We start from the raw sequence: 14,158 nt of genomic DNA, 5'->3' as shown, positions 1-14,158 counted from the left end.
CCTCAAAACGCGCACAAATGCGACTCAGTTGGGTATCAAGAAACGAAGGAAATCCTATGAACCAGGCTTTTGTGTACGACGCCGTGCGCACGCCCTTTGGCAAGTTCGGGTCCGGTCTTGCTGCCATCCGTCCGGATGACCTCGCGGCCCATGTGGTCCGGGAGTCGGTTAAGCGTGCGCCTGGGCTGGATGTTGAGCGGATCGATGAGGTGGTGTTCGGGAACGCGAATGGTGCCGGCGAAGAGAACCGCAACGTCGCGCGGATGGCGACGCTGCTGGCCGGCCTGCCCGTCTCGATTCCGGGGACCACCGTGAACCGTCTCTGTGGGTCGTCCTTGGATGCGGCGATCATTGCTTCCCGCCAGATCAACGCCGGCGACGCCGATGTGGTGCTGGTTGGCGGGGCCGAGTCGATGTCCCGTGCCCCGTGGGTGCTGCCGAAGACGTCCAAGCCCTACCCGGCCGGTGACATGACTCTGGCGTCGACCACTCTGGGTTGGCGTTTGGTGAACCCGGCCATGAACAAGGACTGGACCATTTCCCTGGGCGAGGCCACCGAGCGCTTGCGCGAGAAGTACGGGATCACCCGTGAGCGGCAAGACGCCTTTGCGGCGGATTCGCACAACCTGGCCGACGCTGCGTGGAACGAAGGCTTCTACGATTCTTTGGTTACGGCGGTTCCCGGTACAGACCTGGTCCGTGATGAGGGCATCCGTGCCGGTTCTTCGGCGGAGAAGCTTGCCGGGTTGAAGACGGTGTTCCGTCCGGAGGGTTCAGGGCCCGACGGCGGCACGGTCACCGCCGGGAACGCCTCGCCGTTGTCTGACGGTGCTTCGGCGGCGTGGATCGGGTCGGAGGCTGCGGCTGGGATTCTGGGGTTGGAGCCGCTGGCCCGCATTGGAGGCCGTGGCGCGCACGGCAACGATCCCCAATTCTTCGGGTTTGCCCCGGTGGAGGCCGCCAACAAGGCCCTCGCGAAGGCGGGCATCGGCTGGGACCAAGTTGGCGCCGTCGAACTTAATGAAGCGTTCGCCGCGCAGTCGCTGGCATGCATTGATGCGTGGGGGATCGACCCCTCGATCGTGAACCGCCACGGCGGTGCGATCGCGATGGGCCACCCGTTGGGAGCCTCCGGCAGCCGGATCCTTGGCACGCTGGCCCGTTCGCTGCAGGCCTCCGGCCAGCGCTGGGGTGTGGCTGCGATCTGCATCGGCGTTGGGCAGGGCCTGGCCGTGGTGCTGGAAAACGTAACCTCTGGCGTTGAAGGAGCGTAAGGGCGATGTTGAATTTCATTGACACTGTTGGCGAGGCCGTGGCCGGGATCAAGGACGGTTCCACGGTGATGATCGGTGGGTTCGGCAATGCCGGGCAGCCGTTCGAGCTGATCGATGCGCTGATGGATTGCGGTGCGAAGGACCTGACCGTGGTGAACAACAACGCCGGCCAGGGTGACCAGGGCCTGGCGTTGCTGATCAAGGAAGGTCGGGTGCGGAAGATGATCTGTTCCTTCCCGCGGCAGTCCGATTCCTGGCACTTCGACGCCAAGTACCACGCGGGGGAGATCGAACTGGAACTGGTCCCGCAGGGGAATCTTGCCGAACGCATCCGCGCTGCCGGGGCCGGTATCGGCGGCTTCTTCACTCCCACGGGCTATGGCACCACGCTGGCCGAGGGCAAGGAAACCCGGTTCCTCGACGGGAAATGGCAGGTCTTCGAGACGCCGATCCACGCCGACGTTGCCCTGATCAAGGCACTCAAGGCCGATGGCAAGGGCAACCTCGTGTACCGCAAGACCGCCCGAAACTTCGGGCCCATCATGGCCGCTGCGGCAAAGCACACCATCGTGCAGGTTTCCGAGATCGTGCCCACGGGTTCACTGGACCCGGAGAACGTGGTGACGCCGGGAATTTACGTGAATTCGGTGGTCCGGGTTGGCGCTGTTTCTGAAGCAGCTGCTGACTCTTCGAACGGAAAGGTGGCCTGAGTATGGGCACGCAGACAAGCATCCAGACCTCCGAGAAGCCGCTCGGCCGCGATGAACTGGCCCAGTTGGTGGCCCGCGATATCGCCCCGGGCTCGTTCGTGAACCTGGGCATTGGCCAGCCGACGCTGGTTTCGAACTACCTCACCGAAGACCAGAACATCACCCTCCACACGGAGAACGGGATGCTCGGTATGGGCCCTGTCGCCGAGGGGGATGCCGTTGATGGTGACTTGATCAACGCCGGGAAGATCCCCGTCACGGAACTGCCCGGTGCCTCCTACTTCCACCACGCCGACTCGTTCGCGATCATGCGCGGCGGGCACCTGGACATCTGCGTCCTCGGAGCGTTTCAGGTCTCGGCTACCGGTGACCTCGCGAACTGGCACACCGGCGCACCCGACGCGATTCCCGCCGTCGGGGGCGCCATGGACCTGGCCACCGGCGCCAAGGACGTGTTCGTGATGATGACCCTGCTGACCCGTGACGGCGCGTCAAAGCTGGTGGAACAGTGCACCTACCCGCTCACCGGCGTCGGCTGCGTCACCCGCGTGTACACCGACAAAGCCGTGTTCCTCACCGGACCCGAAGGTGTCACCGTCCGCGAAACGTTCGGCTGCACCTTCGAGGAAATCCAGGAACTCGTCCCGCTGCCGCTGAAGGCCGGGGCCTAGCTCTCCAAACTAGGATGGGTAACCATGAGCGAATCCGCAACGACCCCGCAGGCCAGCGACCAGTACGTACAGTCGTTGGCGCGGGGTCTTGCGGTGATCCGGGCGTTCGACGCGAACAACCCGGTCATGACGCTCAGTGAAGTCGCTGCCCGCACCGATCTGACGCGGGCCACGGCCAGGCGATTCCTGCACACGCTGGTAGAGCTCGGCTACGTCCGGACCGATGGCAAGACCTTTGCGCTCACGGCCAAGGTGCTGCAGCTGGGGTATTCGTACCTTTCGGCATTGTCCCTGCCGCAGCTCGCCCAGCCGCACCTGGAGGAACTGAGCCTGAAACTCGGGGAGTCCACCTCCGCTGCTGTTTTGGACGGCCAGGACATCTTCTACGTTGCCCGCGTCGCCACCAGGCGCATCATGAATGTGGGCATCACCGTGGGCACCCGGTTCCCCGCGTACGCCACCTCGATGGGCCGCGTATTGCTCGCTGGCCTGCCGCCCGCAAAGCTGGATGCCTACTTGGAGAAGGCTGAACTCAAGCCACTCACCCCTCGAACCGTAGCCAGCGCGCCCGAGCTGAGGTCCGCCGTCGAGCGTGTCCGGAAGCAAGGCTGGTGCCTGCTGGACCAGGAGCTGGAACTCGGCCTGATGTCCATAGCGGCGCCGGTTCACAACCGCAATAACGGCGATACCGTCGCGGCGATCAACGTGTCCCTTCAGGCGCAAGCGGTCGCCGCGCAGCCGGAGGACTATCTGGATTCTGTGCGGGAGGCGGTTGTGGCCACTGCGGATGCGATCTCGCAGGACGTCTCCGCCAAGCACTGACCCAAGGCCGAACAAGAACCTGGGCCAGCGCCAAGCCCTACTGCTAGAACAGTGCGGTGTATGTGCCCCACCCAGGTGACAGATTCTTCCGTGGCTTCCAGCTTCCGGAGTTGAACGGGTAGATCAACAGATCGCCGCGTTGGTCCACTGCGTACAGATCATTCCAGCCATCGAAGTCAGAGTCTCCGGCACTGCCAATGAATTTCATTGACGACCAGCCAGTCCCAATGATCCGAGAGCCGAACCAGCCGCTTCCTCCATTGGATGAGTAGAGATGCAATTGACCGTTCTTATCCCGAGCCAAGACATCCGGATGCGAATCACCGTCGAAGTCTCCGGGGGAAAAGACTTTGTCGAAGACATTCCAGCCTTGTCCGACCTGACGTGGTGAAAGCCATCCGCCGCGGCCGTTCCCCGGGTAGAGAATCAGTTTTCCTGAAGCGTCCTTTGCCAGGATATCCATTCGCTTATCGCCATCGAAGTCTCCGGGGGCGATGAGTTCGGTCATGCCTTGCCAGCCCCACCCGACCACACTGGCCGTCAACCAGCCCCCGTTGCCATCCCCGGGATAGAGCCACAGTTCTCCGTTGGATTTACGCGCCAGGACGTCAGGAAGGCTGTCTCCGTTGAAGTCACCCGGCGTGATCAAGAGGTTGAAGGCTCCCCACCCCCAGCCGATATAGGGCTGGGACTCATGCCTGTACTTGGAGATCGTGTAGTGCTGGATGAGGTCGCCCCAACTTGTCCGCGCGATTAGGTTGTTCGTTGAGCCCCCGCCGAAGTTCCGCTTTGGGGTGGGGTTCGAGACCGCGGGAGAGACGTTCAATTCGGGGTAATCCATGGTTGGGGCGCCTATCAGGCCGACGAGCCTGCCGTTATGGCGGATCAATGCCACCGCACGAATGCTGCGCCCGGCGTCCGACGCCTGGATGGTGTACGTGGAGCCGGAACCGATGCGTTCATGTGCTTCGTTGTACCAGTCGAACGTGATAGTCGGCTTAGCCGCCGCGGGGAGACCAAAGACGGTTGATGGGTCGAGGCTCGCCTTCAAAGTTTCGCCGAACCAAGGGTTTCCCGTGACCTTCGGGACAGGTGCACCGGCTGGAGTGAATTGGGCCGTGGAGAGGGTCACCGGCCTGTAGCCGGGTTTCAAGGTTGTGTACCTGACGAGGAGCGATTTCCCCGGAATCCCGTAGGCCACTACCGGGCCAGGGTCGTCTGTCCATCCGCCCTGCAACCATCCGCCGATGAACGGTTCCACATAGAACTTCGGGACGGGCTCGGACCATTGTCCGGGGTCCCTCACGACGTCGACTGCGCCAACCGTGCTCATGTCGTAGGTTTCCATGACTTCGACCGTGGGCGGTGACAGGTTGGTTAGTGTTTTCAGCGGCCGCGCCGGATTGTCCACGGTGAAGTCCACGTTCTGTATCCGGGAATCCCCGCCGCCGTCACGGGGATAGACAGCACCTGTGTCCCTGGAGAAGTAGGTTTGCATAGTCGCCGTTGTTCCGTCGGGCTTCTCCCATAGGTAGGAGACGATCACGAATTTGAGCCGCTGATTGCCGGCGTAGTAGGTGCTGTCAACTGCAGCGGTGGCAACGGCCGTGAAGGGTCCTGTTGTCCCGGAGCCCTCCCACACCACTGACCGCAGCTCTGCCAGCGAGTCATCTTGGTACTGAAATTCGACCTTCTGCGCCGGCAATGTGAGGCTGAAGGTGACTTTCGCGGTATCGCCCGTTTTCAGCACATTAGTAGCCGAAGACCATTTCGCAGACACCAGATCCGGTCGCGGTGGGTTGGCGGTGCCCACTGCCAGAGCTGGCGTCGCCGGTGCGGTAAGCGCCGACGCCAGCGCAATGCCAAGGACCATTGCAATCGTTCTTAGCGCCCTCGGAAGCGAGGATGCGGGCGTGTTTGAGTGGCGACGCAAGAGTTCCCCCAAGTTGTACGTCTCGAAGTCGGCGAGATGAGCCGATCCGTTTGAGGATACAGCCACTTTGGCCTACCTCAGAAGGCCCCGCCCTACTTCCGGATCGCCGCCAGCCGGGTCTCCAAGATCCGGCGCACCAACGAGTCGGGCACCGGATTCTCCGATGAAAACCGCAGCGTCCCCGGCGACCACGAGTGCCCGCCCAGCTCCTCGGACATCTCCGGCAGGATCTGCCCGCTGAACGGGTACAACGCCAGGTGCTTCTTGGCCTCCTGAACGCTGACGAAGCCCTTGCCGTCAACGAGCAGTGCCGGCATTCCGTAGCTGGTGCCTTCTTCCGCGTCCGGCGCAAGCTCGCGCGCAATGGCAACGATCCTCTCCAACGCCGGACGGTTGGCAGCACTGACGTTTTCCAAGTACTCGGTGACTGTTCCCATACGGCTATGCTGCCGCACGCCCAAGAGCCGAGGCCAGAGGCCTAACGCTCCGGAATCACCGCGATGCCCTGGATTTCGATCATGGCTTCCTTCTGCCAGAGCCTCGTGACTCCGATGCCCGCCATGGCCGGGTACTGCGAGCCGGCCATCTCGCGCCAGATGCGCCCGATTTCGCGGCCGTTGGCCATGTAGTCGTCCACGTCGGTGAGGTAGATGGTCACGTTGACCAGATCCTCGGGTTGGCCGCCGGCTTCGCGCAGCGTGGTGAGGACATTGGAAAACGCCTGTGTGAACTGCTCCACTATCCCGCCGGGCACGATGTTCATGTTTTTATCCAGCGCTGTCTGCCCGCCCAGGAACACGGTGTTTCCGGCGAGCATGCCGTGGGCAAATCCGGACGGCTTGGGCAGCGATTCCGGGTTGATGGTCTTGTGGCTCATGGTGGTCCTCCTCGGTTGTGACAGTTGCGAAAACTTTTGAAAAGCCCCTATGCAGATCATTCCCGCCCTGCTACGTTGAGCATATGTGACGATCGTAAAAAAGTCGACACATCGAATATCTCGAAGGGAACCCAGCGATGAAACTAGCCACCCTGCGCGTTTCGGGCGGACGTACGACGGCGGCACTCGCCACTGGCGAGGGCACTTACCGAACGCTTCCGGCCAGTGATGTGGGCGCACTCCTGGCCCAGGACAACTGGAGGGCCGTAGCCGAAGCAGCTGAGGGAGAAGCTGTCAGCAATCCTGACTTCGCACCCCTGCTCCCCAATGCCGGAAAGGTAATCTGCTGTGGCCTGAACTACGGTGACCACATTCAGGAGATGGGCCGGGATCTCCCCGAGTACCCCACGCTGTTCGCCAAGTATGCGGACACCTTGGTCGGCGCGAACGATCCTGTAGAAGTCCACGGGAGTGGGCGCGTCGACTGGGAAGCCGAGCTGGCCGTCGTCGTGGGTTCCGAGCTGTACCAAGCGGACGAGGACCAGGCGCGCGAGGCAATAGCCGGCTACACCGTTGCCAACGACGTCTCCATGCGCGACTGGCAAAACCGGACGCTGCAGTGGTTCCAGGGCAAGGCCTGGGACCGGACCACTCCGGTCGGCCCGGTGCTGGTCACCGCGGACGAGGCCGGGGAACACTTCCAGGTCAAGGGCTACGTCAACGGCGAGCTCGTCCAGAACGGAAACACCCGCACGCTCGTGTTCGGACCGGCGCAACTGCTGTCCTACATCTCGCAGTTCACCGTTCTTCGTCCGGGCGACCTAGTCCTCACGGGGACGCCCGGGGGAGTGGGCATGGGCATGACCCCGCCGCGCTTCCTGCAGGACGGCGACACGCTGACTACCGAAATTGACGGGATCGGGCGGTTGGAAAACCAGTTCCGCATCCACGCACCCGTCCACGCCTAAGAACACCGCCTAATACAAGGAGAGAGACCATGAGCCAGGCAACCACTGAATACCGCCTTGAAGGCGACAACTCCATCTACGCCCAGCCCGACGGAAAAGTAGTTCCCGTCGTCACCCGTGCCGGCGCAGAGGACACCAACACGGCCCAGTCCGGCGACTGCATCCGCGTCTCCGGCGTCAGCATCCAGCACACCCCGGCAACCAAGATTTGGTTCGGCCAGGTCTCAAACACTCCCGGCTACCGCTCGCTGCCGCACCACCACGGCGAAGCGGAAACCGGCGGCTACGTTCTCCGCGGCCACGGCCGGATCTACTTCGGTGAGAACTACTCAGAGTTCATCGACATGAAGGCCGGCGACTGGGTATTCGTGCCGCCGTTCATGCCGCACGTCGAGGCGAACATGTCTGTCACCGAGGAACTTGTCTGGCTGACCGCCCGTACGCCGGAGAACCTCGTGGTCAACCTCGAGGACGTCCCTGACGAGACCCTCGCCGACTACCGCCGGGCATAGCCATGATCACGGGAACCCTGACATCGGAGACCTTCCTCCGCGCTGTTGAGCTGACAAAGACCGAACCCCAGGTCTTCGACGAAGCGTATGAGGCCACTACCCAGTACGTTCCGTGGCCCAAGGCTTACGGTGGAGACATGGTGGCCCAGGCCGCAGCGGCGATGATGCGCTCAGTGGATGCCGACCGGCAACTCCACTCGATGCACAGCTACTTCATGCGCCCCGTGGATATCGGTTCAACGGTCCGCTACGAAATCGAGCGCCTGCGCGACGGTCGCGGCTACTCCACCCGCACGGTCCGGGGTTTCCAGAACGGCAAGCCCGTGTATGCCGCGATGGGGTCCTTCCAGGTTCCCGAAGACGGGCCGGACTTCCAGCCTGAGGCGCCTGCCGCCGTCGAGCCTGAATCGCTGCGCTCCGCAGCAGAGGCGCTCACCGAAAGCGAAGGCCCGGCCGCTGATTACTGGGCAGCCGGCCGTAGTTTCGACATGCGGCATATTCCCGGTCCGGTATATGTCGAGATGGAGGGTGGAGCCGCCCCCCAGCAGTCCATCTGGGTCAAAGCCTTCGACACCCTGCCTGATGACACCAACCTCCAGCGCACGGCACTGGCCTACGTCTGCGACTACACCATCTTGGAACCACTGCTCCGGGTCAACGGCCTCAACTGGTCCAGCCCCGGCCTCGCCACCGCCAGCCTTGACCACTCCATGTGGTTCCACCGCGACGGCCGGGTGGACGACTGGGTGCTGTATGCCCAGGAAGCCATCTCCGGCCAGAGCAACCGCGGCCTCGCCATGGGCCGCTTCTTCGACCGTCAGGGACGGCTCCTGGCAACCGTCGCCCAAGAGGGCATGATCCGCGCCTGAAACCCCCATCCCCAGCCCCAACGACGCACCACTGAAAGGAACGGCCATGAGCATGTTGCCATCGGCCCACGTGGACACGTTCACCCGAGACCACCTGCCGTCCACCGATACCTGGCCGGCGTTCGAATTCCCCCTCCCCGAACTGAACTACCCGGACCGGCTCAACGCCGCCGCCGTGCTGATCGACGACGCTGTCGCCCGGCACGGCGCCGACCGCCCCGCCCTCCGCACCCCGGACGGCGTTGTCTTGACGTACGGCGAGCTCCAGACCCGCTCCAACCAGGTGGCCCAGGTCCTCACCGAAGACCTTGGCGTCGTCCCCGGTAACCGCGTCCTGCTGCGGGGACCGAACAACCCGTGGATCGTGGCTGCCTGGCTCGGCGTACTGAAAGCCGGCGCCGTGGTGGTGACCACCATGCCCATGCTGCGCTCCACCGAGGTCTCCACGATCATCGAGCTGACAAAGCCCGTTGTGGCGATTTCCGACCACCGCTTCGTGGACGAGCTCGCGGTGGCCGCAGGTGATGACGTCACGGTCCTGACGTACGGAAAGAACGACGACGGCGACCTCATCTCCCGCTGCTCGCGCAAGAGTGGAGAGTTCACGCCAGTGGACACGTCCTCGGACGACGTTGCCCTGCTCGGCCCGACGTCAGGCACCACGGGTGTGCCCAAGGTGACCATGCACTTCCACCGCGACATCCTCGCCAATGCGGACACCTTTGCCCGGTACATCCTGGAGCCCACGGCGGATGACGTCTTCGCGGGATCTCCCCCGCTTGCCTTCACGTTCGGCCTGGGCGGACTGGTGGTCTTCCCCTTGAGGTTCGGCGCATCGGCCTTGCTGACCGAGAAGGCCGGACCCGTGGAACTCGCTGAGCGGGCAGCAGAGGCCGGAGCCACGGTGCTTTTCACCGCTCCGACGGCCTACCGGGCCATCCTCAAGGAGAAGCGCGGCGATCTGCTCAGCGGTCTTCGGATCGCCGTCTCCGCGGGCGAACACCTGTCCAAGGAAACGTGGGAGGCCGTCCACGAGGCTACCGGCCTGCGTCTGGTCAACGGCATCGGCGCCACGGAAATGCTGCACGTATTCATCTCGGCGGCCGGGGACGACATCCGTCCGGGTACCACCGGCAAGGCCGTGCCGGGCTACCGAGCCACCATCCTGGACCAGGACGGCAAGGAACTCGGCCCGGGACAGTCCGGCCGCCTCGCCGTCATTGGCCCCACGGGCTGCCGCTACCTCGATGATCCCCGGCAAGCCAACTATGTGGTGAACGGCTGGAACGTCACGGGAGACACCTTTTCCATGGACGAGGACGGCTACTTCACTTACCAGGCCCGCTCGGACAACATGATCGTTTCCTCCGGGTACAACATCGGCGGACCCGAGGTTGAGGCTGCCATCGACCAGCACCCCGACGTCGTGGAAAACGCGGTCATCGGCATCCCGGATGAGCAACGCGGAAGTATCGTGTGCGCGTTCGTGGTCCTGCGTGAAGGCGTCACAGGAGACGCGGCCAAGCGCAAGGAAATCCAGGACTTCGTGAAGCAAACCATCGCCCCGTACAAGTACCCGCGCGATGTCCGCTTCGTCACCGAACTTCCACGCAATCCCAGCGGCAAACTGCAGCACTTCAAGCTGCGCGACCGCGTCCTCGCAGAAGAACCAGAGACACAGGAACTTACCGCCGCCGGCCAAAGCCAGGCGTAGCGGGCCCGAGAAGGAGCAACACCATGAAGATCGCAATCGTCGGAGGCGGCCCGGGGGGCCTGTACTTCGCAGCACTGATGAAGCAGTTGGACCCGTCCCACGACATCACCCTCTGGGAACGGAACGCCGCGAGCGACACCTTTGGGTTCGGCGTCGTGTTTTCCGATGAGACCCTCGGCGGCATCGGCAACGCCGACCCCGTAGTGGCCGACTACATGAGCCGCCGCTTCGCCCGCTGGTCCGACATCGACATCCACTTCCGCGGCGAAATGATCACGGTCGGAGGCCAGGGCTTCGCTGCCATGAGCCGCAAGGAACTGCTGGAACTCCTCCAGCGGCGATGCATCGAACTCGGCGTGGATGTCCGGTTCAGCACCATGGCACCGGCCATCGAGGAGCTGGAAGCCAACCACGATCTGGTCCTCGCAGCAGACGGCGTGAATTCCCAGATCCGCGCCAAGTACGCCGACGCGTTCGGCCCTGACCTGGATCCGCGCACCAACAAGTACATGTGGCTCGGAACGGACCAGGTGTTCGAGGCCTTCAAGTTCTTCGTGAAGGAAACCGAGTGGGGTGTCATGCAGATCCACGGCTACCCGTACTCGGACGAAGGCTCCACGTTCATCGTCGAGATGCATGAGGACGTGTGGCATGCGGCCGGCTTCGATGAGACCGCCAATGAGGTGTTCCCTCCGGGTGTCTCCGACGAGAAGGCCATCGCCAAGATCCGTGACATCTTCGCTGAGGAACTGGCCGGCTACGAGGTCCTCTCCAACAACTCCAAGTGGCTGAACTTCAACACGGTCCGCAACCAGAGCTGGCGCAAGGGCAACGTGGTCCTGGTGGGCGACGCCGCCCACACGGCACACTTCTCCATCGGCTCCGGGACCAAGCTGGCCATGGAAGACTCCCTTGCGTTGGCTGCCTGCCTCCACGAGCACCCCACGGTTGAGGCAGCCCTGGAAGCCTATGAAACCGAACGGCGTCCCGTGGTGGCCTCTACCCAGCGTGCCGCGCAGGCTTCCCTTGAATGGTTCGAGCGCATCGGCCAGTACAAGGATCAGGACCCCACGCAGTTCGCATTCAACCTGCTCACCCGCAGCCGGCGCATCACGCAGGAGAACCTGCGACTGCGTGATCCTGAGTTCGCCGACGCCGTGGACCGGAACTTCGCCGCAGCCCAGGGCCTCACCGAGGTGGCCCCGGCCATGTTCCAGCCCTTCAGCATCGGGGAACTGGAACTGAAGAACCGCATCATCGTCTCGCCCATGGACATGTACTCCGCCACTGACGGCATCCCCGGCGACTTCCACAAAGTCCACCTGGGTTCCAAGGCCCTGGGTGGCGCCGGACTGGTGATGACGGAAATGGTGTGCGTCTCCGAAACGGGCCGCATCACCCCCGGCTGCAGCGGCCTCTACACAGACGAACAGCGGGACAGCTGGAAGGAAATCGTCGACTTCGTACACTTCCGTTCCACCGCCAAAATCGGTGCACAGCTGGGTCACTCGGGCCGCAAGGGCTCCAGCAAGCTTATGTGGGAAGGAATCGACCAGCCACTCGACTCCGGCAACTGGACCGCCGTCGGACCATCCGCCCTTCCGTACGGCCCCGGAAACCAGACCCCGCAGGAACTGGACCGCGCCGGCATGGACGCCATCAAGGCCGAGTTCGTCGCAGCAACAAAGCGCGCGGAGCAGGCAGGCTTCGACCTCCTGGAAATCCACGCGGCCCACGGCTACCTGCTCTCCTCCTTCCTCTCGCCGGTTTCCAACCAGCGCGCGGACGAATACGGCGGCAGCCTGGAGAACCGGCTGCGGTTCCCGCTGGAAGTCTTCGACGCCGTCCGTGCGGCTTGGCCTGCCAACAAGCCGGTGACGGTGCGGATCTCCGCGACGGACTGGATCGACGGCGGCAACACCTCGGATGACTCGGTCGCCATCGCCAAGGCGTTTGTTGAGCATGGTGCCGCCGGGCTTGATGTCTCTACCGGCCAGGTCGCCAAGGAGGAGAAGCCCGCGTTCGGACGCAGCTACCAGACCCCGTTCGCGGACCGCATCCGCCAGGAAGTTGCCGCTCCGGCAGGCGTGGCAGTGATCGCCGTCGGCGCCATCTCAAGCTACGACGACGTGAACTCGATCCTGCTCGCCGGACGTGCCGACTTGATCGCCCTTGGCCGTACGCACCTGTACGATCCCCAGTGGACCCTGCACGCAGCCGCGGAGCAGGAATACCAAGGCCCCGGCGCCGACTGGATCCCCCAGTTCCGTGCCGGGCGCCGCAAGCCGCCAAGCTCCCGCACGGACGCCGTCCGCCCGCGGTTGTCCCTCCTGAAGGAGCCCGATGCCGAACAACTCAACGCCCACCTCCGCTGGACGCCTGCAGCAGCAGCGTCGGCCGCAGCTTCGGTGCTGGTGAAGTAGCCATGGCCGCCGCCTCCGTGAACACCTGGAACGTCCCCAAGCGGACCACCGGTGTGGTGCTGTTCTGCTGCTGGCTCGCCATCCTTGCGGAAGGATACGACGTCGGCGTGCTGGGTGCCGTGCTTCCCGCACTCGCCGAGTACAAGGAGTGGAACCTTTCGCCGCTGGCCCTGGGTGGCCTTGGCTCATATGCCTTGATTGGCATGCTGATCGGTGCCCTGTTCATCGGGACCCTCAGCGACCTCGTGGGCCGGAAGAAGATGCTGCTCGCCTCCATGGCGATCTTCACGCTGACCCAGGCAGGAGCCGCCTGGGCTCCGACTCCGGAAATCTTCGGAATTTTCCGACTCATCGGCGGGCTTGGCATGGGCGGTGTCATCCCGGTGGCCGCTGCCCTGACCATCGAATACTCGGCGCCGAACAAGCGCTCCTACAACTATGGGTTGATGTATTCGGGTTACTCGCTGGGCATTGTGGCCGCGGCGCTGGCGGCATTGTTCGTCCTGCCGCTGGGCGGGTGGCGCGCGGTCATCGCGATCGGCGCCGTCCCTGTCCTGCTGATCCCGGTCATCTGGAAGTTCCTGCCCGAATCCCTGGAATACCTGGAGTCAAAGGGTCGCCGGTCCGAAGTGGAAGCGCTGGCTTCCAAGCTGAGGATCAGCGACTACCGGCCCACTGTTGCTGCAGCTACGCCGGGCTCCCAAGCCGCTCCGGCTGATCCGTGGTGGAAGACCATCACCACCATGTTCTCCCTGAAGTACCTCCGCTCCACCGTGTTCTTCTGGATCTCGCTGTTCTGTGGCCTGGTGCTGGTCTACGGCCTCAACACCTGGTTGCCCAGCATCATGAAGAAAGCAGGCTACGACCTCGGGTCCTCCCTGACCTTCCTCCTGGTCTTCAGCCTCGCCTCGGCCATCGGCGGCCTGATCCTGGGACGTGCAGCAGACAGGTACGGCAAGAAGCTCATCCTGGTGGTGTTCTACATCCTTGGCGGCCTGGGCATCATGCTGCTCGTCTTCCCGAACACCATGGTGGTCAACCTGCTGTTCGTGGCCTTCGCGGGCATCGGATCCATCTCCACTTCACTGGTCCTCACGGGCTACATCGCCGACTACTACCCGGCAAAGGTCCGCGGCACAGCCACGGGCTGGGCCCTCAGCTTCGCCCGGCTCGGTGCCATTTCCGGTCCGTTGATCGGTGGGTGGATTGCGGGGTCCAAGCTCCCGTTCGAGGCGAACTTCGCCATCTTTGCCGGAATCGCCGTGGTGGCCGCGGCCGCCGTCGCGCTCATTCCCAAGCCGCAGCCGGAGCAGCCGGTGGCGGCAGCGAGCACCGACCCGGAGGCCGAGGACGCCAACGTCCCGGCCCGGTAAGGAAGGGCAGGT

The 14,158-nt window shown here is 63.7% G+C and carries 13 protein-coding genes; 10 read left to right on the top strand and 3 right to left on the bottom strand.

Translation table 11 applies throughout. The annotated features are described in order from the left end of the window. The first annotated feature begins 56 nt into the window (after positions 1-56). From ACUYMZ_RS20325 to ACUYMZ_RS20310, 4 genes are read left to right on the top strand one after another with little or no spacing between them, the layout of a single operon-like run. On the top strand, positions 57-1,274 hold the full coding sequence (locus tag ACUYMZ_RS20325; RefSeq protein WP_481605662.1) for a thiolase family protein: 1,218 nt from the start codon (positions 57-59) through the stop codon (positions 1,272-1,274). 5 nt (positions 1,275-1,279) lie between these two features. After that, positions 1,280-1,984 (top strand): 3-oxoacid CoA-transferase subunit A, encoded by a 705-nt coding sequence (locus tag ACUYMZ_RS20320; protein WP_481605660.1) that lies wholly within the window; start codon positions 1,280-1,282, stop codon positions 1,982-1,984. Between the two features lie 2 nt (positions 1,985-1,986). Next, complete coding sequence (locus ACUYMZ_RS20315; protein ID WP_481605658.1) at positions 1,987-2,655, top strand: 3-oxoacid CoA-transferase subunit B; 669 nt, start codon at positions 1,987-1,989, stop codon at positions 2,653-2,655. A 24-nt stretch (positions 2,656-2,679) separates the two neighbouring features. Continuing rightward, entirely contained in the window at positions 2,680-3,477 is a 798-nt protein-coding gene (locus tag ACUYMZ_RS20310) for an IclR family transcriptional regulator domain-containing protein (RefSeq protein ID WP_481605655.1), read from the top strand. Positions 3,478-3,520: 43 nt separating this feature from the next. Here ACUYMZ_RS20310 and ACUYMZ_RS20305 read toward each other — a convergent pair whose 3' ends face one another. From ACUYMZ_RS20305 to ACUYMZ_RS20295, 3 genes are all read right to left on the bottom strand, one after another. After that, positions 3,521-5,350 (bottom strand): FG-GAP repeat domain-containing protein, encoded by a 1,830-nt coding sequence (locus ACUYMZ_RS20305; RefSeq protein ID WP_481605653.1) that lies wholly within the window; start codon positions 5,348-5,350, stop codon positions 3,521-3,523. 152 nt (positions 5,351-5,502) lie between these two features. Continuing rightward, positions 5,503-5,847, bottom strand: coding sequence for an iron chaperone (locus ACUYMZ_RS20300; protein ID WP_481605651.1), 345 nt, complete (start codon positions 5,845-5,847; stop codon positions 5,503-5,505). Positions 5,848-5,888: 41 nt separating this feature from the next. Beyond that, positions 5,889-6,287: a RidA family protein gene (locus ACUYMZ_RS20295; RefSeq protein ID WP_216927234.1), complete on the bottom strand. Its 399-nt coding sequence runs from the start codon at positions 6,285-6,287 to the stop codon at positions 5,889-5,891. A 137-nt stretch (positions 6,288-6,424) separates the two neighbouring features. On the opposite strand from ACUYMZ_RS20295, the gene ACUYMZ_RS20290 reads away from it, so the two are divergent. From ACUYMZ_RS20290 to ACUYMZ_RS20265, 6 genes are read left to right on the top strand one after another with little or no spacing between them, the layout of a single operon-like run. Continuing rightward, positions 6,425-7,255 (top strand): fumarylacetoacetate hydrolase family protein, encoded by an 831-nt coding sequence (locus ACUYMZ_RS20290; RefSeq protein ID WP_481605649.1) that lies wholly within the window; start codon positions 6,425-6,427, stop codon positions 7,253-7,255. 29 nt (positions 7,256-7,284) lie between these two features. Further along, positions 7,285-7,767, top strand: a complete 483-nt coding sequence (locus ACUYMZ_RS20285; RefSeq protein WP_144660639.1) for a cupin domain-containing protein — start codon at positions 7,285-7,287, stop codon at positions 7,765-7,767. A gap of 2 nt (positions 7,768-7,769) precedes the next feature. Next, entirely contained in the window at positions 7,770-8,636 is an 867-nt protein-coding gene (locus ACUYMZ_RS20280; protein WP_481605647.1) for an acyl-CoA thioesterase, read from the top strand. 46 nt (positions 8,637-8,682) lie between these two features. Then, on the top strand, positions 8,683-10,350 hold the full coding sequence (locus tag ACUYMZ_RS20275) for an AMP-binding protein (RefSeq protein WP_481605645.1): 1,668 nt from the start codon (positions 8,683-8,685) through the stop codon (positions 10,348-10,350). 23 nt (positions 10,351-10,373) lie between these two features. Next, positions 10,374-12,773, top strand: coding sequence for a bifunctional salicylyl-CoA 5-hydroxylase/oxidoreductase (locus ACUYMZ_RS20270; protein ID WP_481605643.1), 2,400 nt, complete (start codon positions 10,374-10,376; stop codon positions 12,771-12,773). Positions 12,774-12,775: 2 nt separating this feature from the next. Then, a complete protein-coding gene (locus ACUYMZ_RS20265; RefSeq protein WP_481605641.1) occupies positions 12,776-14,146 on the top strand; it encodes an MFS transporter in 1,371 nt (456 codons plus the stop codon). The last annotated feature ends 12 nt before the right edge of the window (positions 14,147-14,158 follow it).

The organism is Arthrobacter sp. T572 (assembly GCF_056780115.1).
The sequence above is the reverse complement of the archived record's forward strand: the minus strand, read 5'-3'. Positions and strand labels throughout refer to the sequence as shown.

Bases quoted from the DNA above. Each gene is read 5' to 3' on its own strand.
- ACUYMZ_RS20295 (WP_216927234.1), bottom strand. From the start codon at position 6,287: ATGAGCCACAAGACCATCAACCCGGAATCGCTGCCCAAGCCGTCCGGA.
- ACUYMZ_RS20310 (WP_481605655.1), top strand. From the start codon at position 2,680: ATGAGCGAATCCGCAACGACCCCGCAGGCCAGCGACCAGTACGTACAG.
- ACUYMZ_RS20285 (WP_144660639.1), top strand. From the start codon at position 7,285: ATGAGCCAGGCAACCACTGAATACCGCCTTGAAGGCGACAACTCCATC.
- ACUYMZ_RS20300 (WP_481605651.1), bottom strand. From the start codon at position 5,847: ATGGGAACAGTCACCGAGTACTTGGAAAACGTCAGTGCTGCCAACCGT.
- ACUYMZ_RS20325 (WP_481605662.1), top strand. From the start codon at position 57: ATGAACCAGGCTTTTGTGTACGACGCCGTGCGCACGCCCTTTGGCAAG.
- ACUYMZ_RS20315 (WP_481605658.1), top strand. From the start codon at position 1,987: ATGGGCACGCAGACAAGCATCCAGACCTCCGAGAAGCCGCTCGGCCGC.
- ACUYMZ_RS20320 (WP_481605660.1), top strand. From the start codon at position 1,280: ATGTTGAATTTCATTGACACTGTTGGCGAGGCCGTGGCCGGGATCAAG.
- ACUYMZ_RS20280 (WP_481605647.1), top strand. From the start codon at position 7,770: ATGATCACGGGAACCCTGACATCGGAGACCTTCCTCCGCGCTGTTGAG.
- ACUYMZ_RS20265 (WP_481605641.1), top strand. From the start codon at position 12,776: ATGGCCGCCGCCTCCGTGAACACCTGGAACGTCCCCAAGCGGACCACC.
- ACUYMZ_RS20270 (WP_481605643.1), top strand. From the start codon at position 10,374: ATGAAGATCGCAATCGTCGGAGGCGGCCCGGGGGGCCTGTACTTCGCA.
- ACUYMZ_RS20275 (WP_481605645.1), top strand. From the start codon at position 8,683: ATGAGCATGTTGCCATCGGCCCACGTGGACACGTTCACCCGAGACCAC.
- ACUYMZ_RS20290 (WP_481605649.1), top strand. From the start codon at position 6,425: ATGAAACTAGCCACCCTGCGCGTTTCGGGCGGACGTACGACGGCGGCA.
- ACUYMZ_RS20305 (WP_481605653.1), bottom strand. From the start codon at position 5,350: ATGGTCCTTGGCATTGCGCTGGCGTCGGCGCTTACCGCACCGGCGACG.